The following is a 23901-nucleotide window of genomic DNA, read 5'->3' on the forward strand; positions in this document are numbered from 1 at the left end:
AATCCTACGGTTCTCTCCTTTTAAACAAGCATGTTGATTTCCGCTCCAGACGCTTGCTTTCCGCGGGGCGGGCGGTGAGCCTCCTCGTCGCTGCGCTCCTGCGGGGTCTCACCTGTCCCGCTGCTCCCGCAGGAGTCAAGCGTCTTCCGCTCCAATCAACGGTTAGCAAAATCAATATCACTTAAACAGAGCCTATAGATAAAAAAAACAGAGGATTAGTCTGTTACGACTTCCTCTGTTTCGCTACTGGTATTAGAGTTGGCTTCTACATTCTGATTTTCTGCATCGCCTTCTTCACTGTCTGCCATCTCTTCCTCTTCCTCTTCTTTTTCTTTCTGATGAAGGGGCGGGGTTAGTTCAACGATTAAATATTCCCCTTTGGCGACAGCAGTTCCCGGCTTGATATTTTGCTTACTTACGAAACCATTGCCAGCCTTGTTTAATTTTAATTCAGCAATTTCTGCGAACTTCATGGTATCTCTTAACGACCACTCGCTCATATCAGGAGTGATTACCTCGTCCCCTGATGTTTTCAAGAGTACTTTTTCCCCTTCTAAAGTAATCATACCCGCTTCAGGTAATTGTCGCTCGACGTTTGTCCCCTTGCCTACTACTACTGGATTTAGGCCTTTTTCCTGAAGAGTTACGACTGCTTCCTGCACATTCTTCCCACTAACATCAGGGATTTCATTGGAGGTTGCCTTTCCGATGGTAGAAGGCTGAATATTTAAGTATTGCAAACTGCTTTTCATCACAGGTTTAAAAATCATTGAAACAGGAATAGATCCGTTTGTGCTTTCATCAATTTGAGGTTGCTGAACCGCCACGTAAACGATTAACTCTGGGTTATCAGTAGGAGCCATTCCTAAAAAGGAGAATAGAAAGTTCTCATGTCCTGTTAAATACTTCCCATCGCTTCCCGGTATTTGCGCTGTACCTGTTTTTCCGGCAACACGGTATCCGTCAATCTTATAGTTCCCACCTGTGCCATGGTCTTCATCGGTAATTGTCGTTTCAAGAATTTCCCTAACCCGCTTGGCCGTTTCAGGAGATATTGGGGTACCTACTACTTCCGGCTCAATTTGTTTTACAACCTCACCAGTAGTTGAATCAAGAATCTTATCAATCACATGTGGTTTCATCATTTTTCCATCATTTGCAATAGCTGTTGTAGCTGTGACTAGCTGGATAGGAGTCATAGTTGTTCCTTGTCCAAACGATGTCGTGATTTTTTCGATTGGCCATTGGTATTGAATCTTACCTACAACCTCATTCGGCAAGTCAATTCCCGTCGGTTGATCAAACCCGAAGGAAGTTAAATAATTCCGATAAGCATCTAAACCAAGCTTTTCATTTACTAATTTCGCTACGGCAACATTTGAGGAACGTTGGATTCCTTCAAGGTATGAAATCGTTCCCCACCCTCTGCCGTAATTATGATCACGAATAGGTACCGACTTTGGAGTGACACGATAGGAACCAGATTCAAAGGTTTCGTTAGGATTAAAAACATTTTCTTCTACGGCTGCTGCCAATGTGAAAACTTTCATGGTTGACCCTGGCTCAATGGTTGTTTCGATGATTTCATTATGCCAGCTTTGAGCAATTCCCTCTCTCGTTTGTGGATGGAAAGTCGGCCTTTGTCCCATTGCAAGAATGTCACCGGTTTTTGCATCGGCTACAAGCGCAATGATTTTTTTGGGTTTATATTCTTCGTCTACACGATTAATGGCATCTTCAAGGAAGGTCTGAATTTTTTTATCAATAGTTAAGTACACGTCATTCCCATTTTTCGCAGGGGTTACCTTCTTTTCTCCATCAGGAAGTAAAAAGCCCCACAAATCACTCTCTACTTCTAACGATCCATTTTTACCCGTAAGCTCCTCATTAAGGCTTTGTTCGATCCCTAATTGCCCGATTGTTTCCGTTTGACCATTTTCATTTTCCTTTTCCCTTTTTTCAACAAATCCTATTAAGTGTGAAGAGAAGATTCCATTTGGATAAAATCGCTTGGAACTCTTGATAAAAGTAATACCTGGCAGTTCTTCTTTTTCTAATTCACTTTTAATTTGATGAGAGATGTCTCTTCCAGCCACACCGAATTCAACTTGAAAGGCCCCATCTTTTGTTAGTCGTTCGATGATTTCCTCTTCATCCATCTCAATATATTTAGCTAAAACCTTAGCTGTCTTGGCAGGGTCATCGACATGCCTCGGCTTCTCCGGGTTTGTAGTTACGGTGTCGTCAAGAATCGCCACAAGCGTATAGGCACTTGCATCCTCAGCAATTACCTCTGCGTTTCGATCGAAAATGGTTCCTCTTACCGCTTCAATTACCGTTTCATTCGCGTACTTTTGTTGAGCCCGTGCAGCTAGGGCTTGACCATGGGCTTCACCAGTGATTTGGATTGATAAAAATCGGTAAATTAAGATAAAAAAGAGCAGGCTGAATAGGAAAAATAATCCCGCTGCTCCTACGTTCATATTAGGTTGTTTCTTGTTCATTATTCTTGCACAACCTTAACATTATTTTCATTAAGGCTTAACCCTAGTTTTTCTGCCTGTTCTTTTATACGTTCATAACGGCTTAGTTCACTGATTTGCATTTCCAAGTCACCATTTACTTTTTTCTGTTCCTGGATGGAAGCCTCAACAAGCTGGATTTCTTTATTTACCTCATAAATAGACGCTTGTTTAGAAAGGATAAATGCCGCTCCAATGCTGAACAATATTCCAATTGTGAGGATGATAACCCTTTCTCCAGGGGACAGCCAGGCTGTTTTCTTATGCGCGACCGTTTTCGGCGCAATTGGTGTCTGCTGGTGCGACTGCTGCTGTTCTTCCTGCTGAAATTTTTTAGCAAGATTGCTCATCCTATTTCCTCCTGTTTTTAAATGGTTATTGGTTTACCAAGAGACTTTAGATACTATTAAAGCTTTTCAGCGATTCTTAATTTTGCGGAACGGGCTCGGTTGTTGGCTTCAAGTTCTTCCTCAGAAGGAAGGATTGGCTTTCTCGTAATTAATTTAACCGTCGGCTTGAATTCCTCTGGAATAATTGGTAAACCAGGAGGCAATGGTGGTATCTCACTTGCCTTCTTAAAAGTTACCTTACAAATTCGATCCTCCAACGAATGGAAGGTGATGACGCTGATGCGCCCCCCCTTCCCCAATAAGCTCATCGCTTGTTCGAGGGAATCTTCAAAAACCCCAAGCTCATCATTGACAGCAATTCGAATCGCTTGGAAAACTCGTTTAGCAGGGTGACCACCTGTTCTTCTTGCTGGAGCTGGAATGGCCTCTTTTATGAGATCCACCAATTCTCCCGTTGTACTAATCGGTTTTTCAGCTCGAGCAGCTTCAATTTTCCTAACAATTTGCTTCGAAAACTTTTCTTCTCCATATCGGAAGAAAATTTTGACTAACTGCTCGTATGTCCAGGTATTAACAACTTCATATGCGGAAACCTCTGCATCCTGATCCATTCTCATATCGAGAGGAGCATCGTGATGATAGCTAAATCCACGCTCAGGAGTATCTAGCTGTGGTGAAGAAACACCAAGATCGTATAGAATCCCATCAACCTGATAAACTCCCCGCAACTCTAGTTCTTCTTTTAAATGAAGAAAATTACTTTTGATAATCGTTAACCTATTACCAAACCTCGCCAATTTTTCCTGAGCATTCTGAATCGCTGTTTCATCTTGGTCAAAAGCATATAATTTTCCGTTATCAGAGAGCTTAGATAAAATCAATTCACTATGCCCTGCACCACCGAGAGTACAATCCACATAAATGCCATCCGGGTCTATATTCAGCCCAGAAACCGCCTCTTCAAGCAATACTGTTGTGTGTTTAAACATGTTTGTCTCCTTTCCAATCGACAGGGGTAATACTAAAGAATATCACCTCTAAATATCGAACCCAATCATATTTTCCGCAATTTCAGCAAAAGATTCCTCTGATTGTACGAAATATTCTTCCCAAATGGTTTTGCTCCATATTTCAATCCGATTGGAAACCCCTAAAATGACACACTCTTTTTCCAGCTTGGCATATTGCAGAAGCGTGGATGGGATGTTTACTCTTCCTTGTTTGTCAATTTCACTCTCGGTAGCACCTGAAAAGAAAAACCGGGTAAATGCACGCGCATCTTTTTTAGTTAGTGGAAGTCCTTTTAGCTTTTCCTCTATAACAGACCACTCAGAGGTGGGGTAGCCAAATAAACATTGATCAAGACCACGAGTGATGATGAACATCTCCCCTAGGCCTTCACGCAATTTAGCGGGAACGATTAAGCGACCTTTATTATCAATACTATGATGATATTCGCCCATGAACATACCCGCAAACCCCACTTTCTAAATACAATTTACCACAATCACCCACTTTCCTCCACATATTTTTAAATATTCTCCCCCACTCCTCCTATTCCTGCAAAACGGCTATTTTTACATCGATGTTTTCATCTACAAAACCATAGTTTATTCTACAAAAAAAAGACCCCCGTAACGGAGTCTAAATTTTGATAACCTTATGGGTTCCATCGAAGGAAAAAGGTAAGGATAAGAGTTCAGAGAAGAAATCCAAACCGTACTTGTTTAAAAAGAAGTATGGATTCCAAATCCTTTCCTGTGGGGAGCCGTTCGGCCTAAGTGCATTCTCTACCCTGCCAAACTTTCTTAATACATCATCATGCTTACGGCATACGGATTCATGTATTTTCTTCTCCATAAATTCAATCTGATTCAAAAGAATCTGTTCATTCTTCTCAAGCAACGGAAGTAGCACCTTGTCGAGTTGTTCCGTTTTCTCGCGAATCATTTTATATTGATTCAACAGTTGATCCTTTGTTTCTACAAATAATTCTTCAAGCTCTCGATCCTTTAATGACTCGATAAACTTTAGTTCGTATTTACTGGTTCCCGATTCCAAGATCTCCTGGAGGTTTAGGTTTAGCTCATCAATATCCGTTTCTATTGACCGGTCAAGCAATGTGATATTAAGTCTAGGAACAAGAGGTGGAATTTTCAACCCGAAATGTTCAAACACAAGCTTAAGTTCTGCCCAGTAGGCTATTTCTCCAGGACCACCAATGAATGCGATGGTTGGAAACAGCCATTCCTGCATCAAAGGTCTCGTAACCACGTTATTGCTAAGTCTTTCAGGAAATTCATTCGCAATTTCGAGAAGCTCTTCTACTGAAAATACCTTCCCACCGTTTTTACCAGTAAAGGTACCTGTAATATCATCATATTGTAGAAGTACCCGTTCCTTGGTCTCTTCGTCATTGTAAAAAAGATTCGCAGCATCTTCAGCAATATCCATTACGGGTTTAAAATCCACCTTGCTTGTTTCCTGCTGTTGGATAAGCACATTCCGCGTAATCTCTTTTTGATTCGAAATCTGCCGAATAAAAAACTCCTTTTCTATCTTTCGGAGCTCTTTATCACCGGAATCGATAATCAATAATCCTTGTTCCTTAAATAGTTCCATAATAATCGTCGCAAAAAAATCCACGAAGGTAAGAGAACTCCCTAAGGCTTTCTCGGTAAATTCGCGAAGACTTTTTGTATGACTCGTTTCCCCAAAGGACTCAATAATATCTTCAATCCAAGATTTACAGGCATCCTTATCCAAGTGAGTTTCCGAAATCATCTTCCTTTCATGATGTTTTTCAGGATAACTCCATTTTTCGGGTTTTTGTTTCCTAAGCCCATACACATGATTTACTTCTTGGTAATCATGATCTTCTCCGGCAATCCAAAACACTGGGACAACCGGAACACCTAATTCGCGCTCCTTTTGTTCTGCCAACTTAATAATCGAAATTACTTTATGTACTGAATATAATGGACCGGTAAGAAGACCAGCCTGCTGACCCCCAATAACTGCAACACTATTTTCAAGTTTAAGTTTTTCAATGTTTTTTGATACCTGAATTGAAGAAGGAAACTTTGACATAAAACCTTCGATATGTTGAGCAAGCTCTTGCCTATAGAATTTCCTCTCTGATAACTCCGCGAGGCGCAAGCTATAATCAGAATCTACTTGAAAATTATAATGAAAAAAGTTCTGAATTTCTGCATTTCCATCAAGGTATCCTGTAGCAAACCGGTTAGCTGCCGGGAGTGAGAGATTCAAAATCTCCATGTAAAGTCTTCCTTTCTCGTAACAGTTTTCACTCTATGTAGTATAGCATTGTTGGTTTCGAAAAGAAAAAGACTTTGATTTGGAGAATCTAAAAATATTTCCATTTATAGCATTAGGACTATCCCAGAGACTCGCTGAACCATACCATAGATAATTAGAACAATATAAGCCGTGAAAAAAAGCAAAAAATTCATCCGCCAGTACCCTTTAAATACCCTAAAATAATCAATTTCCTGACGATATTTCCAATGATAAATAACAAAGATAATACCCATAAATATTAAGATAAGAAGAATTAACCAAAGAAATGACTTTTCCCAAATCACTAGAATTAAAAAGTGATTCGATACAATTAACAATAAAGTGCTGAAATCAATGGCTCTTTGAACGGACCGTTTGTGGTTTTTTGTTAATTGTTTACTAAAAATAAATATGAGTACATAGCCAACCAATGGCAAAGTCACTAATGTAGCTACAGCAACTGATAGAAAACCGGTCACACAGAACCCTCCTTTTGATATTCTATTCCTTTAATAAGTTGATAATAATTGTAGATTAATGGAGCCGTCATTTGTTTATTTTGCGCCTCTTCAAGTAAGTAGCCCAAGATTGAATCCACTTCTGTCTCTCTTCCCGCTTCAATATCCTTTAGCATTGATGACCTGTTTGTCGAGGTTTTTTCACAAACAGATACAACATTTCCAAAGTGGTCATCTTTATCCTTTAGATGGAGGACCTTAGCAACTTCATCGAATAATTGAATAACTATTTGATAAAAAAAGGGATTTCGAATGAGTGTTCCATTTTCGACCCGAAATGCTGCTGTTAATGGATTAATAACCGCATTGACAATCAACTTTTTAACAAGGATTTCCTGAAAGTCCGGTTCTAAGGTGAGTTGAAAACCCTCTGGGCATGTACGAACTAAGTTCTCGAGAAGGGTTTTATTACCCTTAAATACAGATGTTCTTGTAACACCATGTCCGTTATGAGATACCGTATTTCCATTTAACCTTGCTGCACCATGCTCAACAGACCCGAGATAAATATTTTCAACCTTTAGGTCAGAAAGCAGTTTCAAATGTCCCATACCGTTTTGTAAGAACAATAGGGTCCCTTTACCCTCACTGTATTCGCTCATTTGTGGCAAAATCGATTGGAGTTGATACTGTTTCACTGTTATGATAGTCAGGTCTTCAGCACCTACCCATAACTCTATTGGTTTTGCAGTTACTTTTCCGACTTCAGACAGACCTCCATCAATCAAGTGAATCCCACGTGATTGAATCATTTCAGCTTGGTCACTAGTACGTGTATAAAGTGTTACTTCATGTTTTTGGTTTAAATAATAGGAAAATAACAAACCGATGGCCCCTGCTCCAATTATCGCAATTTTCATTAATAGACCCCTATTCGTTTCTTTACCTATATTTTAACAGATAGGCACAAACCTTGGGGGTCTTTTTCACTACATAATCTATTGCTGTTTCTGCAACAACTAATCCATAGCAGTGACTTGTTGCTACCTATTTAATCAACAGAAAAAGGCATGACTTTGTGTCATGCCCTTTCGCCGAACCAATATCATTTTTTCTTGTGAAGAACCTCTATACCCTTATCACCGCTAATAATGATTGTATCTGTTATATTAATGAATAAACCCGTCTCAACCACTCCGAGCAATTGCTTTAATTCCTTATGTAAAAGCCCGGGGTCAGCAATCAAGTTGAAATCACAATCCAAAATATAGTTTCCATTATTAGAGACAAAAACGCTACCTTCTCTTTCTCTTAAAACTGGTGTGGCGCCCATTTCGGAAATTTTTCTAGCTGTTACTTCCCAACCAAACGGCAGAACTTCAACAGGTAAAGGGAACTTGCCTAGTTGAGACACAAGCTTCGATTGATCAGCCACGATAATTAATTTCTGCGAATTGGCATCAACAATTTTTTCTCTCACAAGGGAACCACCGCCTCCCTTTGTGAGATTAAAATCTTTGTCAATTTCATCTGCACCATCGATAGCCAAATCCATCGATTGAACTTGAGAAAAGTCGGTAAGTGGGATGTTGAAATCTTTTGCCCACCCCTCTGTCCGTTTTGATGAGGGAATCCCTTTTACATTTAAGCCCTGTTCAACTAATTCACCCAGTTTTTTCAGCGTCCAGTAGACGGTGGAGCCTGAACCTAATCCAAGCACCATACCATCCTTAATAAACTCAACTGCCTTTTCACCAGCTGCTTTTTTGTTTAAGTCACCATCGATTTTTTCCATCAGGATTACCCCACATTTGAACTGAGGTAATGAACCACCTCATCCATTGCTTCCTGACAATCACTACCAACTGCTTTAACTACGATTTTGTCACCATTTTTTAGATTCAAATTGATTAAACCAAGAAAGCTTTTGAGGTTAATTTCATAGGGGGTTCCTCTTACAACCTTCTTAAGGTAAATTTCAGCCTCAAATTTCTGTGTTGCTTTACTGACTTCAATAATCGTAACCTTTTCGGAAATATTGACAACAATTTCTTTTTCACTGCAATGTTCCATCAATTTTCCTCCTTACTATTTCTCATTTAAAGTTACTTTTTCTTTAACAGCCTTATTAACAAGATAAGTTGGATAATAACCAGATAAAACATCTGCTACATTTTCGGCTGTCTTGCGTTTCAATTCAGCCTCAGCTTCTACAGAGTAAAAAGCTGAATGTGGATTTAAAATGACATTGTCCATCTTCAATAACGGATTTTCTTGTTCCACCGGTTCAACCTCGAGTACATCCAAACCAGCACCAGCAATTTTCCCCTCTTGTAATGCCTGGATCAATGCTTTTTCATCAATAACTGGACCACGTGCCGTATTGATGATAAAGGCTTCTTTTTTCATCTTATTGAACTGATCATGACTAATCATGCCTTGAGTATGTTGGTTTAAGGGTGTGTGGACTGAAATATAGTCAGATTGCTCACAGAGCTGATCTAAACTTACTAATTCAACATTCATGTTTTTTGCCACTGCTTCCGGGACGAATGGATCGTATGCAATTACGTTTATACCAAACGCTTGAGCTTTTTTGGCAACTGTTTGCGGAATATTTCCAAATCCAACCAATCCTAATGTACGTCCTCTTAAGCGGAAAATCGGAACAGCTACTTTAAAATCCCAGTTGCCATTTTTCACAGCATTATTCATCAGTGTTACCTTTCTTACACTAGAAAGAAGTAATGCCATCGCATGGTCCGATACTTCATCTAAACAATAATCTGTTACATTCCCAACAATAATACCCTTTTCTGTTGCAGCATCGATATCAATCGTATTAAAGCCTACACCATAACGAGAAATAACCTTGCAATTTTCAAGGTTTTCAATCACTTTACGTGAAATTGGCGCATATTGATTAATGAGTGCATCAGCATCCTTACAAGCGTCAATCACCTCGTCTTCGGTTTTACATTGTGCAAAGGTTAACTTAATTCCAAGCTTGTTTAATACTTGTTCTTCCGGGACGAAAGTATCGTATTCATAATCCGTCACTACTACCTTAAACTCGCTCATTTTTGCCTTCCTCCTCTAGTGATGTTTGATCTTAAACGTTTTTCAGCATTACCACTCAGCAATTGAACCATCTTTATGACGCCATACAGGATTTTTCCAATTGTGGCCAATCTCTGCCTGTTTTCGTACAAATTCTTCATTAATTGAAACCCCGAGACCAGGTTTTTTCAACATATCTACGTAGCCATCTTTATACTCAAATACTTGAGGATCATTTAGATAATCAAGTAAATCGCTGCCTTGATTATAGTGGATTCCGAGGCTTTGTTCCTGAATAACCGCATTGTGGGAGGTTGCGTCCACCTGAAGACATGAAGCCAAAGCAATCGGTCCTAATGGGCAATGGGGTGCTACTGCTACATCATAAGCCTCCGCCATCGCAAAAATTTTCTTACATTCCGTTATTCCGCCAGCATGGGACAAATCTGGTTGAATAATATCCACATAGCCGTCCTCTAGTAACTTTTTAAAATCCCATCTTGAGAACATTCGCTCCCCTGTAGCTATTGGAATGTTTGTTGCCCGAGCCACTTCCCTTAATGCCTCATTATTCTCAGGCAAAACAGGCTCTTCTATAAACATAGGTCTGAACGGTTCTAACTCTTTTGCTAAAATTTTCGCCATTGGCTTATGTACACGACCGTGAAAATCAATGCCAATTCCGAAATCGTCACCGACAGCTTCTCGAACAGCAGCAATTCTTTCGATGACTTCATCAATCTTTTTATATGAATCGATATACTGAAGTTCCTCAGTTCCATTCATTTTTATCGCCGTAAACCCAGCATCCGCTTTTTCTTTCGCTGCCTTTCCTACATCACTAGGGCGATCTCCACCCACCCACGAATAAACACGGATTGAATCACGACAAGCTCCACCCATTAATTCTGATACAGGAGCATTATAGTACTTTCCTTTAATATCCCATAAAGCTTGGTCAATCCCGGCAATGGCGCTCATCGTAATTGGACCCCCACGGTAAAATCCAGCACGGTACATCGTTTGCCAATGATCCTCAATTCTCATAGGATCTTTGCCAATAAGATAATCACTAAATTCCTCAACGGCTGCCTTTACTGTCGCTGCTCGACCTTCTACGACTGGTTCTCCCCACCCAAAAAGCCCTTCATCTGTTTCAATTTTTAAAAATAGCCATCTTGGTGGGACAATAAATGTTTCTAGTTTCGTAATTTTCATAGAAATCTCCCGCCCTTCTATATGTTAGACTGTTTCATAAATTTGTTGCTATTGAACAATAGTAGGTCGATTTCCGCTCCAGGCGCTTGCTTTCCGCGGGGCGTGCGGTGAGCCTGGCCAGCTCCAGCGCCTAGCCCCTCGAGTCGCTTCAGTCCGTCAGTTGAAGTCAAAGAACGACTTCATCTGCCGGCCCTCCAGCGCTTGTCGGGGCTGACCAAGGCGCATCCGCTTTTCTATCTCCTCGTCGCTTGCGCTCCTGCGGGGTCTCACCTGTCCCGCTGCTCCCGCAGGAGTCAAGCGCCTTAGGCTCCAATCAACCAGTATTCACAACTAAAAACAGTTAAAAGCGAATATCGCGACATTCATTGTAAAAAGAGCAACTACTTATTTCCCTCTAGCCCGTTGAATTCTCTTTACAAACTCTTTAGAGATTTCTGTTATCGCTTCATAACGTTCTTCGGCAATGGCTTTCCCATCGACAAGTGAACCTCCAGCACCTACAGCTACGGCACCATTTTTAATAAAGGTTTCGACATTGTCCACGCTAACACCGCCAGTTGGCATCATTGGAATATGACCAAGTGGGCCTTGTAAATCCTTTATGTAATTTTCACCCAGAGCAGCTCCAGGGAAAACCTTTAATAAATCAGCTCCGGCAGAATAAGCTTGGACGATTTCAGTCGGTGTCATTACACCTGGAATCGAAATTCTTCCATATCGATTCGTTATTTGGACAGTCTCTGGATCGAAAATAGGACAGAATATAAAATCCGATCCTGCGTCAATCGCACTTTTCGCAGAAACAGCATCTAAAACAGTACCCGCCCCAACCAGAACTCGGTCCTGGTACTTTTCTTTCAATTCTTTAATCATATCGAGTGCACCCGGAGTATCGAGCGTTATTTCTAGAGCTCCCGTTCCACCTTCAACCAGTGCTTCCGCAATATAATTAATTTGAGATTTCTTTGGTCTACGAATTACAGCTACAAGACCAGACTCTTTTAGTCGAATTAAATTTTCCCATTTTTTCATTATCTTAGTCCCTCCAATAATACCTTAGCGTTTTACGTCTCTTGCTTCACCGGTAGGCGTCATGAATTGTTCTACCGCTTTAAATGTCGGTAGTCCTTCAACATCACCACTTGTCCCCACAACCATTGCACCAATAGCATTTGCTCGCCTTACTACTGTTTGTAGTGGTTCATTTCGAAGGATTCCACTAATGATTCCTGCAGCAAAACCGTCACCGGCCCCAACTGGGTCGACAATTTGTTTTACAGGAAAGCCTTCAACATAAGCTTTTTCATTCTTACTATGTACATAAGCCCCTTTGCTACCCAGCTTAATAATAATCGTTTTATCAGCGTCGCCCATTAGTGCTTCAGCAACCTTCTCAACCTCTGTTTCTCCAGTCATCATTTGGCCTTCATCTAACCCTGGGAGAATAATGTCTGCACTAGCTGCAATTTCAATAAACACTTCTCTAGCGCGTTCAACTGACCAAAGCTTTAAACGCAGATTCGGATCGAATACAATCTTCATGTCATTCTTCTTTGCGATTTCAATCGCCTTCATTACGGCTTGGTAACTAGAATCACTTAATGCTGGCGTAATTCCAGAGATATGTAGGATCTTCGCTTGTGCTATGTACTCTTCATTTAAATCATCTGGGCCAATTAAACTAGCCGCAGATCCTTTTCGGTAATAATAAACATTCACATCGTCTGGAGACAACTGTTCTTTAAAAAGCAGCCCAGTTGGTGCTTTATCCGTAAAAAGACAGGAAGATGTATCAACATCTTCCCCACGGATGTATTTCTGAATGTATCGACCAAAGGGATCATCCCCCAATTTACTGAACCACCCTACAGAATGACCCAGTCTAGACAGTCCAATTGCAACATTTGATTCTGCTCCACCAATTCGCTTTGGAAATTGATGAACATATTCAAGTGATAGCATTTGTTCTGGTTGAAAAAGAACCATGGTTTCACCAAACGTAAATACATCTAATTTTTTCATGATACACAACCTTTTTTATGGTTATATTTAAATTTATTTCTTAACCAATAAACATTAACGTAATCCATGGAATGAAAGTAATAAATAATAAGGTAATCAACATCGCAATTAGGAATGGGATAACCGCCCTTGATAATTTCTCCATTGGAACGCCCGATATACCTGAAGCAACAAATAGGTTAACCCCTACTGGTGGAGTAAAGAATCCAATTGCAAGGTTAACAACCATTAAAATCCCAAAGTGAACAGGGTCAACACCAATTTGGACGACAATAGGCAATAAAATCGGAGTTAAGATAATGATTGCGGCTAGTGTATCCATAAACATCCCGACAATTAATAATAGTACAGTAATAAGTAAGATGATTACTGTTGGATTAGTTGAAATACTCATCAACCAGCCTGCAATTTGGTTCGGAATCTGTTCAATGGTTAATAATCGTCCAAAAGCATTTGCCGCCCCTACGATAATTAATACAGTTGCTGTCGTTAATGCAGAATCGTAGATTACTTTAGGAAGATCCTTGATTTTAAGTTCACGATATAAAACCGTTGCAGCAAAAAGTCCATAAACAACAGCGACAACAGCCGCTTCTGTCGGTGTAAAAATACCACCGTAAATTCCTCCTAAGATAATAACGGGAATGAGGATAGCCCATTTAGCCTCCCATGTTGCCGTCCAAATTTTCTTAAAGGAAGTCTTTTCATCTAATCCCTTATAGCCCATTTTCTTTGAGTAGTACCATGCCCATAGGATCATCGCAAGTCCAACTAAGATACCTGGAACAATCCCTGAGATAAATAAATCACCGATGGAAACATTTCCTGTGACTCCATACATAACCATTGGAATACTTGGAGGAATAATAACCCCGATAGATCCAGCTGCAGCTACAACTGCGGCCGCAAACTTTTTATCATAACCCTGTCTTACCATTGCTGGGATCATGATTCCACCAATTGCTGCTACGGTCGCAGGACCTGAACCAGAAATGGCAGCAAAAAACATACAAGTAACGATTGTAGCAATGGCAAAACCACCTGTTTTATTTCCGACTATCGCATTCGCCACACTAAATAACCGTTCCGATATTCCGCCCTTCCCCATAATTTCACCGGCAAGAATGAAGAATGGAACAGCCATTAATGGGAACGAATCAACGGATGTAACTAATTCTTTCGCTAAAAACTCTAATGGTAGGCTGCCTGAAAACACAATTGTAACAAGCGTTGCCAAACCAAGTGCGATACCAATTGGTACACTTAAAAATAATAAAAGTGCAAAACCACCAAATAAGACGGCAGTAGTCATTTCGTAACCCCCTAGATGATTAGGAATTTCCTAAAATATGATCTGCTTCAGTTGCCTCTTTAAATTCACCTTTACCTAGTAACGTCTTGATTAGTTTAACCAAATTTTGGAGAAGTCTGATTAGCGTTAGACCCATTCCAATTGGTGTAGCCATATAGACTAATCCCATTGGAATCTGATTCGCTGGGGATTTTTGGCCAAATTCCAATAGCCTCGTTGCAATATCGTAGCCATAAATGATTACAAAAACTGCAAAAGCAATGAAGAGTAGATTTGAGATGATATTAAGGATGACCTGACCTTTTTCTTTAAATAGAAGAAGAACAGCATCTACCTTTACATGTCGTTGTTTTTTCACACCATAACTGATACCAATATAAACCAACCAAATGAAGCAGTAACGTGCAATCTCTTCGGACCAGGATAGTGAAGCATCAAACTGCCTCATTACAACTTGTAAAAAGATTACTGCTACCATAATTGAGGATAAGATTGTCAGTAACACTTCTTCTATATGTTCATCAAGCCAGCGGATGATTTTCATATTAATCTCCTTTACTTACTGAAAATTTAACATTCTATCGTATTCGTACAGAGGGGAAAGTCCAAAAAATAAACCTTAAGAGAAAAACGACTTTGAGGAATGCTCCTCCCCAAAGTCGTTCGTTTTTTTCATTATTACTGAATTACTGAGCGGCTTCGATTGCATCGTATACTTCTTGGACAAGGTCCGCTCCAACTTGGTCAGCATACTTATCAATAACTGGTTGAACCAATTCTTTCATTTCTGCATGAGCTTCCGGGGAAACTTCAGTAAAAGTCATACCATTTTCTTGAAGTGCCTCTAAGCTTTCTGCATTTGTTTTACGGTTAAGCTCTCGGTTGTGTTGACCAGCCTCAACAGCTGCATCTTTTACAATTTGCTGTTGCTCTTCAGTCAAACTATCAAAGAATGACTTGCTCATTAAGAAAACAAACGGGCTATAGATATGATGTGTGTTTGATACGTGATCTTGAACTTCATAGTACTTTTGTAGGTTAATTGTTGCATAAGGATTTTCTTGTCCATCCACAGTTCCCTGTTGCATCGCAGTAAACAGTTCTCCGAATGCCATTGGAGTTGGGTTTGCGCCTAGAGCTTGGAATGCCTCAAGGTGAACTTGGTTTTCCATTGTTCTTAATTTTAGACCTTTGAAATCAGCTGCAGTCGCGATTGGACGTACACTGTTTGTAACATCACGGAATCCATTTTCCCAGTAAGCAAGACCAACTAAGTTTTGGTCTTCAAGCATACCAAGGAATTTCTGTCCAACTTCACCATCTAATACTGTGTCAGCTACTTCTTCACTCGGGAAAAGGAATGGGAAGTCAAATACAGCAAATTCAGGAACAAAGTTGACTAGTGGTGCAGTAGAAGGAATCGTAACTTCTTGTGAACCTAATTGCAATGCCTCTGTCATTGTACGGTCATCACCTAGCTGAGAGCTGTGATACGTTTCTACTTCGATTTGGCCGTTTGTTCTTTCTTCAACAAGTTCTTTGAACTTCAATAGAGATTGATATTGTGGGTGTGCGTCATTTAAACCAATTCCAGCGCGGATTTTTTTTGCCTCACCTGTATCGCCACCAGTATCTCCTGCGTTGTCAGTGTCAGTGTCGCCACCACCACAAGCCGCAAGGAAAAGTACCATAAATGCTGCCATTAATAAAGATAAAGTCTTTTTCATTTTGTGAATCCCCCTGAATCTTTTGATGTATTTTGTTCAACCGCCTTCCTATTAATAGTAGGAACACGGGAAGTACCCTTCCAGTGAAAGCGTTGTCTCAAATGTGTGAGCATCATCATAATCGTATGACTAAGAGCTGCTTACCACTTTTTCAACAAGAAGTTTCCGTTTATTCATAATGATAGGTTTCCCACCACACTTGAAAATATCCATTATCAGCTAACACCGGATCCAATGTCGCGATAACGCTTTCAATAATTTCACAATCGTGAAATGTCCTTGCGGAAAATGAGATTCCTGCTGAACAAACTTTCTGCATCCTGCTGCTGTAAACCCTTCCAACTGGATTTGCGAAATATTATTTCGTATGAACTCATTTTATATTAAAATATTTTTTATTACAAGAAATTTTTTTTATTATTTCTTTTAAAATAAAAAAATTTTTTTAACACAAAGTCATGCTATTATTACTACATTCAACCCTATGTAACTTCCCTCTTTTTTTCCCTGAAACAAAAAATAGTAATATACAGCTTTTGTCATGTAAAATAAAAACATGAACTATCCATAAGGAGCAATTGACTATGACAGATTTACAGGCACCTCCTTGTTTTACACGGATTCGTGCAATTTACCCACAACTTAGTGAAAAAGAAAAAACGATAGCCACTCTTATTCTCAACGAACCAGAAAAAATTATTCATTCAACGATTAGTGAAATTGCAGGAGATTTAAATGTAGCCGATGCAACCGTATTTCGTTTTTGTAAGCGCTTAGGCTTTAAAGGATATCAAGCGCTGAAAATTGCACTTGCTTCAGAAAACACCTCCCCAATTACTGAAATACATGAAAAAATTACTGAACACGATGATGAAGAGGCCATTATAAGGAAAATCTTCAAATCCAATATCAGAACGTTGGAAGATACGGTTCAAGTAATCAATATGGAGCATTTCAGAGAAGCTACGAAAGCATTGATATCAGCACGGAAAATTGATTTTTATGGTAGTGGTGGATCCGGTGCTATTGCTATGGACGCACACCATAAATTCCTTCGAAGCGGTTTGCTCTCAAGTTGTTACAACGATTCACATTTACAATTAATGAGTGCTGCCCAATTATCTAAAGGTGATGTGGTTGTTTGCATTTCCCATTCAGGAACAAGTAAGGATATTATTGAGGTTTTAAAAGTGGCAAAGTTAAATGGAGTAAAAACTATAGGAATTACACATTATGCTGACACACCCGTTACACAATTAGCAGACATCTCACTGCTAACTGTTTCCGAGGAAACAGAATTTCGCTCAGAAGCACTTGCTTCTCGCCTAGCACAACTGAGCATTATTGATGCTCTTTATGTAAGCGTTTGTTTTCAGATGAAAGATGAAGTAAAAACATCTTTACAAAAGTTACGTAAGGCTATTTCAGTCAAAAGGATTTAGTTCTGGCGTTTAAAAGAGCCTTCAGTCATTGCACAAGGACTGAAGGCTCTTTTCTTAACCTTTGTTGCTTTTGGATATATGTAGACGAGGATAATATCTTTACAAAGCAAAATAGCAATCTACATATAAGCAAAGAGCTTGCAAACATACTAAAACGTAGATAATTAGCTTATTACGTTAAAATCGGCTTTAGGATTTTAACTAGCATCCTTGCGATTCAGCCTTTAATTTAGGTTGTTTGCAACTATCACTTTCAACCGTTTAAGCTAGAAATATCGCCCCATAGGCTAATGCACCGACAATAACGAAGGCCGGATGCACCTTCCACTTTTCGAGCAAAATAAAGCTCGCAATAATTAAAATAAGCGTTTGTAAGATTCCTATCCCCTCATAAGCGGTAGTAAAGAAGTTTAGTGTCATAACTCCTAGTAAAACAGCAATGGTTGGCCGTACATAATTTGTCATTCTTTTTACTTTAGGAGAATCTTTATGACGATGTAATACACTTAGAAGGATAATCATGAGAATAAGTGAAGGAGCTACGGTAGCAAAAACGCCAATGGCCGCCCCTAAAATACCTCCTTGTTGAAATCCAATGTAACCTGCCATTTTCGTTGCAATTGGGCCAGGTAGTGCATTGCCCATAGCCAAGACTTCACTAAATTCTGTGACAGAGAGCCAACCGTATCGATCGACGACCTCATTTTCAACAAGGGGTATCGAAGCCGGTCCCCCTCCATATCCAACTATACCGGGGATAAAAAAGGCAAGGAAAATGTGCCAATAGATCATAGCCCTCCCCCTTTTTCTACATTCTCATTACCTTTACGGGTCTTATCTTTCCTTACCAAGGCAAATAGTAATAAAGCACCGATTAGTATCGCAGGGTGAAAATGAAAAACTTCTAATAGTACAAAACTTGCACCAACAATCAAACATGCATTTCTGATGCCTAGTGTATTTCTCGATTTTTTAAAGAAATCCCATGTTAAGGTTGCTAGCATGACACCGACCACCGGCACAACCGCTTTTGTCATCCCAGACACCCATGGAAGGTTCTTAAAAGAAGAAAGGGACGTCAACAAGATAATCATTAAAATAATTGTCGGCGTAATTGTTGCAAATACGGCATTCATCATACCGATTATCCCCGCTACTCGGTACCCTATATAACCTGCCATCTTTGTAGCAATCGGCCCAGGAAGTGTGTTTCCTAAAGCTAATACATCTGCAAAATCATCTTCATTCATCCATTTATACCTCTCGACCACCTCTTTATGGACGAGCGGAATCGATGAAGGCCCTCCTCCATAACCTAACATTCCGACTCGAAAGAACGCCAAAAACAAATCAACCTGCTTCATGATTCCCTCACACCTTCTATTTAAATTTCCTTAATTTCCTAAAAAAGGGATATAGGAGCTATCCTCAGCACTAACCGCTACGAACCATAATCTTAGAAGCTAATGTATTGGTTATAACTTTCTTACTGAAACCAATTTTATACATTTCCCTTCCTATCTTAATCTTTCAACCATTATAATACATTTAGCGGTAATAATTCCTTACAATCTTCAGAAAATGGGGGTAAAGGACTAGCAGCCATTATAAAAGGGTCTTATCTTAAACTTTATTAGAAAGCGACTTAAGCATCGTTACAGAGCCAAAGGGGGATGTAAAAATAGGAAAAGAGCTTGCAAACATATTCATACATTCAAAATTAGCTTATCTTACGTTATTTTACTTTAGGATCTTTAAACAGCAATTCTTACGATAACAGCCTTTTAAAATGATTGCTTCTTTCTTTGCATCTAAGTTATTATGAGTTTACAAAAACCTTAAAAAAAATGTCTATGCTCATGAAAAACATTGATGGGTTTTTGATTGAAGTAGCATGAGTTAGTTTCGAAAAATGGCACTTGGATGTAGGAAAGAGATTTATTCTATTAAGAGTGGATCTGCGAGAGGTAAATAGTAGGGCAGGACTATTGTTGTCACTAATTATGCAAAAGTTGGTAAACGCTTTCTTCACTAATAAGTGCAGAACTTTTTATTTTTTTGTAATATAATAAAAATAAATACTATTAAGCTGCTAAGGATTTTTGTAAGGATTCATTTAGCAGAATCACGCACTAAACAGGGGGACTTACGTTGGCAAAAAGTGTAGAAAAACTTAAAATTAACTATAAAACGCTTGAGGAATTCAAGAAGTTCAAACAATATGGCCGGCAAGAATTATCCATGCTTGAAGACCTCGAGGCAAACATGATTGAAAATGACAGCGAATCTCCATTCTATGGAATTTACTTTGGGGATAGGCTTGTTGCTAGGATGAGCCTCTATCAAATCCAGGCTCAATTTGATCGGTATTTCGATCCTGCACAAGACTATTATGAGCTATGGAAGCTTGAAGTTCTGCCTGATTACCAAGGTAAAGGATATGGAAAAGCACTCGTGGAGTTTGCAAAATCTCTTGGACTACCAATTAAAACGAACGGTAGAGTTAATTCATCTGATTTTTGGGCTTCCATGGGCTTTACACCCGTCACTTATGAAGTAGAACGAGATAGAGGAGAGAATCCGTTCGTTTGGTTCCCGGAAGGTGTCAAAGAGCAAGTTCATGAGTCAAACTAAAGAGTAGCTACAAAATACATCCAATCAAACCAAAGCGCCTATAGATTCATTCCATAGGCGCTTTTACTTTTAATCGCATCATTTTTCTTTCGTGCCTACCATTCTTCTTGCACGCTCCATTATTTCCACCAAAGCCTTATGGTCTCCTTCTATGGACTTTAGTTCTGACTTAAGCTTTTTATTCTCGTTAGACAAGTAATAGAGTTCTTCCTCCATTGCCTTGATTCGTTCTTCATATTTCGTCACTCTCTCTACTTGACCGTTTGTATTGTTCAACTTCTCTTGAATTCCATCTAAAAATACTTTCACGGTTTCAATTGTAAGATTTTCTGCACCCTCATTAAGTTCTGCTGCATCCTCTACTTCTTGTTCAACCGCCGAAGAATCCTCAACGTCTGGCTTCTTAGCTTGTTTTTTTAAGTCTTTACGTTGTTTTTTTGCAAGTTCAATACCTGTTTGGTACTGTTTACGAACAAATGAGTTCCAACGAAATCCGCAGGCAGCTCCTGTACGAGAAAGGCGCTTTCCAACTTCTTCAAACGCCTTGAGCTGAGTTCCCCCTTCTCTTATATGTCGCAACACTGTTTCAGCGAGTAGTAAATCTTCATCCTCTGTCCAAGCATCCTGACGAGTAATAGGCATTCATATCCCTCCTAGTTTTTTATTCATTCATATGCATCTACTAGGAAAGATAGAATGGATTTTAAATGTAGGAGTTAATTGTATGTAAAAATGAATGATTACCTATTTAAAAATTCCTCAACTTTTTGGTGATGAATTTCCTTCCCCCATAAAATTGCACAATTCCTCGCCTCAGATTCAATCCTTTCAAGAATTGAGGAATCTGACCACTTTTTGCGCAAAATCGCCACGTAGGCAGCTAAAACCTCTACCTCTTTATCGAGTAATTTTTCTAAAAAGGCAACACACTGTTCGTATGGATCTCCTTCGAAAACTAGGTCAAGGTATCCTAAAGCACTGAGTTCATCGGTATCCATTAAACTACCGTCGGTAAGAATTTTTAAAGCGGTAGAACTCGGAAACTTTTCAAATAGAATCGTCCCTCCGCCCCAACCAGTTGTAATGGCTAGGTTCCCTTGAACAAAGCCCGCTTTTATCCCCTTTCTACCAAGGCGGAAATCACATGCAGTTGCTATCTCACATCCTCCACCTACGGCACTTCCATTCATTAGAGCAATGGTTGGTTTTGGCAGTAGGAGAAGTTTACTTATGATTTTTGCCATCTTTGACAACATTGGATAGGCATCTTCTTCCGTTTTTAATAGATGAAAAACAGATAAATCTCCCCCGGAACAAAAAGCCTTGTCTCCTGTACTAGTAATAACAAGAGCTTTGACATCCTCATTACTCGCTAACGATATCGCCTTATTCAGTCCATCCATAACTTCATCATTGACAGCATTTCTTTTATCCGGCCTATTTATCGTGTAGATTAATAGACCACTGGCCTCTTTAGTTATCGTATATGGTTCCATATCGTAACTCCTTTCAAACAAATTCATCATTATTATCCATTTTACTAATTTGTTGTGTAAGAAGGCACGCAAAAAAGCACAGGAAGCGTCCTGTGCTTTTCAAGGTGAAATCTTTATAGTGTTAATTAGTCATTAACAACTTCTTTGCCTTTGTATGTTCCGCATTCTTTACAAACACGGTGAGCTAATTTCATTTCACCGCAGTTTGGGCATGCAACCATGCCTGGAACTTGCAATTTGAAATGAGTACGGCGTTTTCTTTTTGCAGTTTTAGACGTTCTTCTAAATGGTACAGCCATTCTTCCCACCTCCTTAAAGAGTTTTAAAGGTAGTTGTTTAGTAATACCTCCACTGGGGACGTTTCACTTTATGAGGCCAGTCCAACTGAGCCTTCATTTTTGTTCAGGTGACTCAATCTTTCGTTGAATCATTTTGTTCGAAGAACTTCGCGAGACCAGCAAGTCTAGGATCAACCTTTTGTTGCTTTTCTTCATCACGAATAACTTCCCAGTCCTTTCCTGACTGAGGAGCTCCATCCTTGCTTTGGTCATCCTCACAGAAGACCTGCATCGGAATCTCTAGCAAGAGGATTTCTCTAATGACAGGCATTAAGTCGATTGCCTCACCCTGTACTTGGTGCACTTCCTCATCTGTTTCGAATTCAGGAGACCCAAGTAAAAAGGTTTCGGTTGTTTCGACATTAACTGGATATTTGACATCTACCAATGTACGAGAACAAGGAAGGATAAGATAACCTTCAATACGAATATGAAAGGTCACTTTCGTTGCACTGATGTCAACCCTGCCCTTTATATGCATCGGCGACACTTCACGAATAGACTGATCAACTTCCTTAATCTCATCTACCCGAATGACTTCGTCAACCGAAAAGTCCTTGTTTCGATATTTTTGTAACTGACTCATTGTCCATTTCATAGAATCACCCCAAGGCAACAAAGGTAATTATAGCTTTCGCTTACCTATTTGTCAATATTTTTTCTTTACAGTATAATGTAGACGTTGTCACGAAAATTTAAACAAATTTCGGGTTGGATGTTTAATTATCCATCTCTGGCTAATCAGGTGAAAAAAAATTTTGGGAACTCCCATACAATATTAGGTGAAAAATAATGAAAGCTGTCGGTGTAATTGTAGAATATAATCCTTTCCATAATGGCCATAAATTCCATCTTACTCAAGCAAAAGAACATGCGAATGCTGATATTGTCATTGCTGTCATGAGCGGAAATTTTCTGCAAAGGGGAGAACCAGCACTTGTGTCTAAGTGGGCTAGAACGGAAATGGCGTTGAAAGGAGGCGCTGATTTAGTCTTTGAAATCCCCTACCAGTTTGCAACTCAGAACGCAGATCTATTTGCAAGCGGTGCAGTCTCACTATTGGGTGCTGCAAAATGCCAATTCATCTGTTTTGGCAGTGAGGATGGAGACATTGAATCATTCTTAGAAACCCATCAATTTCTAAAAGATCATGATTTTGAATTCCAACAAAAGGTCAAAGAATATATTGGTCATGGGGTTAGCTATCCAAAAGCCCTTTCCCTAAGCTTCAATGATCTGTCTCCAAATAAAAAGGTGCTTGACTTAACCAAACCCAACAACATCCTTGGCATTCAATATGTTACCGCAATACACGATCAAAAGCTACCTATTAAACCTATCACAATTACTAGAAAAAATGCCAATTATCACGATCAGCATTTCGCGTCTGAATCCATTGCGAGTGCAACTAGCATTCGGAAATCCCTTTTTACACAAAATGGGGAACTGTCAGGGCTACAATCCTATCTTCCTCCGACAACTTATGATTTACTCCTTAAATATAAAAAAGAATACGGGCAATTCCATTCTTGGGAGGACTATTGGGCATTATTAAAATATAAATTACTCCAAAGTAGTCCACAGGAATTGAGGGATATCCATGAAGTTGAAGAAGGTCTTGAGAATAGGCTATTGCAAGCAGCCTTATTAGCGGAAACCTTCCAAGAATTCATGGAACAAATTAAGACAAAGAGGTATACTTGGACAAGGCTTCAACGGGTCTGTCTCCACATTTTAATGAATGTAAAAAAGGTGGAAATGCCCAAAAATAAGACAGCCAACTATTTAAGACTTCTTGGTATGTCCGGAAGCGGGAGAGAATATTTAAATAAAGAAAAAAAAAATTTCGGTCTCCCCCTTGTTTCAAAATCTTCTGCTAGTAAAACGGAGCTCGACCTAGATATTCGTTCATCTAGATTATATGCATTGGGCGCAACTGGCGAAAATCAAAGTCGCTTATTAAAGCTAGAATTTACGCAGCCGCCCATTCAAGTGAAATAAAATAAACATAATAAGCTGGAC

The 23901-nt window shown here is 39.5% G+C and carries 25 protein-coding genes; 3 read left to right on the top strand and 22 right to left on the bottom strand.

The annotated features are described in order from the left end of the window. Window positions 1–215 precede the first annotated feature (215 nt). The 16 genes from BMX30_RS15220 to BMX30_RS15295 form a co-directional block, all read right to left on the bottom strand. A complete protein-coding gene (locus BMX30_RS15220) occupies window positions 216–2504 on the bottom strand; it encodes a penicillin-binding protein (RefSeq protein ID WP_090747479.1) in 2289 nt (762 codons plus the stop codon). Beyond that, a complete protein-coding gene (gene ftsL / locus BMX30_RS15225; protein ID WP_090747482.1) occupies window positions 2504–2872 on the bottom strand; it encodes a cell division protein FtsL in 369 nt (122 codons plus the stop codon). Before ftsL ends, BMX30_RS15220 begins: the two co-directional genes overlap by 1 nt. Window positions 2873–2928: 56 nt before the next feature. After that, the gene (gene rsmH, locus BMX30_RS15230) at window positions 2929–3861 is read right to left on the bottom strand and encodes a 16S rRNA (cytosine(1402)-N(4))-methyltransferase RsmH (protein ID WP_090747484.1); all 933 of its coding nucleotides are present in this window, start codon (window positions 3859–3861) and stop codon (window positions 2929–2931) included. Window positions 3862–3909: 48 nt separating this feature from the next. After that, window positions 3910–4341 (bottom strand): division/cell wall cluster transcriptional repressor MraZ, encoded by a 432-nt coding sequence (gene mraZ / locus BMX30_RS15235; RefSeq protein ID WP_090747487.1) that lies wholly within the window; start codon window positions 4339–4341, stop codon window positions 3910–3912. Between the two features lie 175 nt (window positions 4342–4516). Further along, window positions 4517–6151, bottom strand: coding sequence for a bacillithiol biosynthesis cysteine-adding enzyme BshC (gene bshC, locus BMX30_RS15240; RefSeq protein WP_090747490.1), 1635 nt, complete (start codon window positions 6149–6151; stop codon window positions 4517–4519). 104 nt (window positions 6152–6255) lie between these two features. Beyond that, a complete protein-coding gene (locus BMX30_RS15245) occupies window positions 6256–6651 on the bottom strand; it encodes a DUF3397 domain-containing protein (protein WP_090747493.1) in 396 nt (131 codons plus the stop codon). Further along, on the bottom strand, window positions 6648–7550 hold the full coding sequence (locus BMX30_RS15250; protein WP_090747495.1) for a 2-dehydropantoate 2-reductase: 903 nt from the start codon (window positions 7548–7550) through the stop codon (window positions 6648–6650). Before BMX30_RS15250 ends, BMX30_RS15245 begins: the two co-directional genes overlap by 4 nt. Window positions 7551–7735: 185 nt before the next feature. Beyond that, window positions 7736–8425: a ribose-5-phosphate isomerase RpiA gene (gene rpiA / locus BMX30_RS15255; RefSeq protein ID WP_090747499.1), complete on the bottom strand. Its 690-nt coding sequence runs from the start codon at window positions 8423–8425 to the stop codon at window positions 7736–7738. Between the two features lie 5 nt (window positions 8426–8430). After that, entirely contained in the window at window positions 8431–8703 is a 273-nt protein-coding gene (locus BMX30_RS15260) for an HPr family phosphocarrier protein (RefSeq protein WP_090747502.1), read from the bottom strand. A 15-nt stretch (window positions 8704–8718) separates the two neighbouring features. Further along, complete coding sequence (locus BMX30_RS15265; protein ID WP_090747505.1) at window positions 8719–9711, bottom strand: C-terminal binding protein; 993 nt, start codon at window positions 9709–9711, stop codon at window positions 8719–8721. A 48-nt stretch (window positions 9712–9759) separates the two neighbouring features. Further along, window positions 9760–10908 (bottom strand): galactonate dehydratase, encoded by a 1149-nt coding sequence (gene dgoD / locus BMX30_RS15270; RefSeq protein ID WP_090747508.1) that lies wholly within the window; start codon window positions 10906–10908, stop codon window positions 9760–9762. Between the two features lie 384 nt (window positions 10909–11292). Continuing rightward, a complete protein-coding gene (locus tag BMX30_RS15275; protein WP_090747511.1) occupies window positions 11293–11940 on the bottom strand; it encodes a bifunctional 4-hydroxy-2-oxoglutarate aldolase/2-dehydro-3-deoxy-phosphogluconate aldolase in 648 nt (215 codons plus the stop codon). A gap of 24 nt (window positions 11941–11964) precedes the next feature. Continuing rightward, window positions 11965–12930 carry a sugar kinase gene (locus tag BMX30_RS15280; RefSeq protein WP_090747514.1) on the bottom strand — a complete coding sequence of 322 codons (966 nt, stop codon included), beginning with the start codon at window positions 12928–12930 and terminating at the stop codon, window positions 11965–11967. Between the two features lie 40 nt (window positions 12931–12970). Further along, window positions 12971–14242: a TRAP transporter large permease gene (locus tag BMX30_RS15285; RefSeq protein ID WP_090747517.1), complete on the bottom strand. Its 1272-nt coding sequence runs from the start codon at window positions 14240–14242 to the stop codon at window positions 12971–12973. Window positions 14243–14261: 19 nt separating this feature from the next. Next, the gene (locus tag BMX30_RS15290; protein WP_090747521.1) at window positions 14262–14786 is read right to left on the bottom strand and encodes a TRAP transporter small permease; all 525 of its coding nucleotides are present in this window, start codon (window positions 14784–14786) and stop codon (window positions 14262–14264) included. A 142-nt stretch (window positions 14787–14928) separates the two neighbouring features. Beyond that, window positions 14929–15969 (bottom strand): TRAP transporter substrate-binding protein, encoded by a 1041-nt coding sequence (locus BMX30_RS15295; RefSeq protein WP_090747524.1) that lies wholly within the window; start codon window positions 15967–15969, stop codon window positions 14929–14931. Between the two features lie 584 nt (window positions 15970–16553). Here BMX30_RS15295 and BMX30_RS15300 point away from each other — a divergent pair. Continuing rightward, on the top strand, window positions 16554–17411 hold the full coding sequence (locus BMX30_RS15300) for a MurR/RpiR family transcriptional regulator (RefSeq protein ID WP_090747526.1): 858 nt from the start codon (window positions 16554–16556) through the stop codon (window positions 17409–17411). Window positions 17412–17672: 261 nt separating this feature from the next. On the opposite strand, the gene BMX30_RS15305 is transcribed toward BMX30_RS15300, so the two are convergent. Then, complete coding sequence (locus BMX30_RS15305) at window positions 17673–18203, bottom strand: chromate transporter (protein ID WP_090747529.1); 531 nt, start codon at window positions 18201–18203, stop codon at window positions 17673–17675. Further along, window positions 18200–18775 (bottom strand): chromate transporter, encoded by a 576-nt coding sequence (locus BMX30_RS15310; RefSeq protein WP_090747532.1) that lies wholly within the window; start codon window positions 18773–18775, stop codon window positions 18200–18202. Before BMX30_RS15310 ends, BMX30_RS15305 begins: the two co-directional genes overlap by 4 nt. A 787-nt stretch (window positions 18776–19562) precedes the next feature. On the opposite strand from BMX30_RS15310, the gene BMX30_RS15315 reads away from it, so the two are divergent. Further along, entirely contained in the window at window positions 19563–20045 is a 483-nt protein-coding gene (locus tag BMX30_RS15315; protein ID WP_090747535.1) for an N-acetyltransferase, read from the top strand. 78 nt (window positions 20046–20123) lie between these two features. On the opposite strand, the gene BMX30_RS15320 is transcribed toward BMX30_RS15315, so the two are convergent. The 4 genes from BMX30_RS15320 to BMX30_RS15335 all read right to left on the bottom strand — a co-directional run bounded on the left by BMX30_RS15320 (window position 20124) and on the right by BMX30_RS15335 (window position 22477). Continuing rightward, the gene (locus BMX30_RS15320) at window positions 20124–20687 is read right to left on the bottom strand and encodes an RsfA family transcriptional regulator (RefSeq protein ID WP_090747538.1); all 564 of its coding nucleotides are present in this window, start codon (window positions 20685–20687) and stop codon (window positions 20124–20126) included. Window positions 20688–20785: 98 nt separating this feature from the next. Next, the gene (locus BMX30_RS15325; RefSeq protein ID WP_090747541.1) at window positions 20786–21541 is read right to left on the bottom strand and encodes an enoyl-CoA hydratase/isomerase family protein; all 756 of its coding nucleotides are present in this window, start codon (window positions 21539–21541) and stop codon (window positions 20786–20788) included. A 125-nt stretch (window positions 21542–21666) separates the two neighbouring features. Then, a complete protein-coding gene (rpmF, locus tag BMX30_RS15330) occupies window positions 21667–21840 on the bottom strand; it encodes a 50S ribosomal protein L32 (RefSeq protein WP_046522242.1) in 174 nt (57 codons plus the stop codon). Window positions 21841–21952: 112 nt separating this feature from the next. Beyond that, window positions 21953–22477 (bottom strand): YceD family protein, encoded by a 525-nt coding sequence (locus tag BMX30_RS15335; RefSeq protein ID WP_090747545.1) that lies wholly within the window; start codon window positions 22475–22477, stop codon window positions 21953–21955. Window positions 22478–22671: 194 nt separating this feature from the next. On the opposite strand from BMX30_RS15335, the gene BMX30_RS15340 reads away from it, so the two are divergent. Continuing rightward, window positions 22672–23880, top strand: coding sequence for a nucleotidyltransferase (locus tag BMX30_RS15340; protein WP_090747548.1), 1209 nt, complete (start codon window positions 22672–22674; stop codon window positions 23878–23880). The last annotated feature ends 21 nt before the right edge of the window (window positions 23881–23901 follow it).

It is taken from the genome of Mesobacillus persicus, assembly GCF_900109925.1.
Lineage (GTDB): Bacteria > Bacillota > Bacilli > Bacillales > Cytobacillaceae > Mesobacillus_B > Mesobacillus_B persicus.

Bases quoted from the DNA above. Each gene is read 5' to 3' on its own strand.
- BMX30_RS15220 (WP_090747479.1), bottom strand. From the start codon at position 2,504: ATGAACAAGAAACAACCTAATATGAACGTAGGAGCAGCGGGATTATTT.
- ftsL (WP_090747482.1), bottom strand. From the start codon at position 2,872: ATGAGCAATCTTGCTAAAAAATTTCAGCAGGAAGAACAGCAGCAGTCG.
- rsmH (WP_090747484.1), bottom strand. From the start codon at position 3,861: ATGTTTAAACACACAACAGTATTGCTTGAAGAGGCGGTTTCTGGGCTG.
- mraZ (WP_090747487.1), bottom strand. From the start codon at position 4,341: ATGTTCATGGGCGAATATCATCATAGTATTGATAATAAAGGTCGCTTA.
- bshC (WP_090747490.1), bottom strand. From the start codon at position 6,151: ATGGAGATTTTGAATCTCTCACTCCCGGCAGCTAACCGGTTTGCTACA.
- BMX30_RS15250 (WP_090747495.1), bottom strand. From the start codon at position 7,550: ATGAAAATTGCGATAATTGGAGCAGGGGCCATCGGTTTGTTATTTTCC.
- rpiA (WP_090747499.1), bottom strand. From the start codon at position 8,425: ATGGAAAAAATCGATGGTGACTTAAACAAAAAAGCAGCTGGTGAAAAG.
- BMX30_RS15260 (WP_090747502.1), bottom strand. From the start codon at position 8,703: ATGGAACATTGCAGTGAAAAAGAAATTGTTGTCAATATTTCCGAAAAG.
- BMX30_RS15265 (WP_090747505.1), bottom strand. From the start codon at position 9,711: ATGAGCGAGTTTAAGGTAGTAGTGACGGATTATGAATACGATACTTTC.
- dgoD (WP_090747508.1), bottom strand. From the start codon at position 10,908: ATGAAAATTACGAAACTAGAAACATTTATTGTCCCACCAAGATGGCTA.
- BMX30_RS15275 (WP_090747511.1), bottom strand. From the start codon at position 11,940: ATGAAAAAATGGGAAAATTTAATTCGACTAAAAGAGTCTGGTCTTGTA.
- BMX30_RS15280 (WP_090747514.1), bottom strand. From the start codon at position 12,930: ATGAAAAAATTAGATGTATTTACGTTTGGTGAAACCATGGTTCTTTTT.
- BMX30_RS15285 (WP_090747517.1), bottom strand. From the start codon at position 14,242: ATGACTACTGCCGTCTTATTTGGTGGTTTTGCACTTTTATTATTTTTA.
- BMX30_RS15290 (WP_090747521.1), bottom strand. From the start codon at position 14,786: ATGAAAATCATCCGCTGGCTTGATGAACATATAGAAGAAGTGTTACTG.
- BMX30_RS15295 (WP_090747524.1), bottom strand. From the start codon at position 15,969: ATGAAAAAGACTTTATCTTTATTAATGGCAGCATTTATGGTACTTTTC.
- BMX30_RS15300 (WP_090747526.1), top strand. From the start codon at position 16,554: ATGACAGATTTACAGGCACCTCCTTGTTTTACACGGATTCGTGCAATT.
- BMX30_RS15305 (WP_090747529.1), bottom strand. From the start codon at position 18,203: ATGATCTATTGGCACATTTTCCTTGCCTTTTTTATCCCCGGTATAGTT.
- BMX30_RS15310 (WP_090747532.1), bottom strand. From the start codon at position 18,775: ATGAAGCAGGTTGATTTGTTTTTGGCGTTCTTTCGAGTCGGAATGTTA.
- BMX30_RS15320 (WP_090747538.1), bottom strand. From the start codon at position 20,687: ATGCCTATTACTCGTCAGGATGCTTGGACAGAGGATGAAGATTTACTA.
- BMX30_RS15325 (WP_090747541.1), bottom strand. From the start codon at position 21,541: ATGGAACCATATACGATAACTAAAGAGGCCAGTGGTCTATTAATCTAC.
- rpmF (WP_046522242.1), bottom strand. From the start codon at position 21,840: ATGGCTGTACCATTTAGAAGAACGTCTAAAACTGCAAAAAGAAAACGC.
- BMX30_RS15335 (WP_090747545.1), bottom strand. From the start codon at position 22,477: ATGAAATGGACAATGAGTCAGTTACAAAAATATCGAAACAAGGACTTT.
- BMX30_RS15340 (WP_090747548.1), top strand. From the start codon at position 22,672: ATGAAAGCTGTCGGTGTAATTGTAGAATATAATCCTTTCCATAATGGC.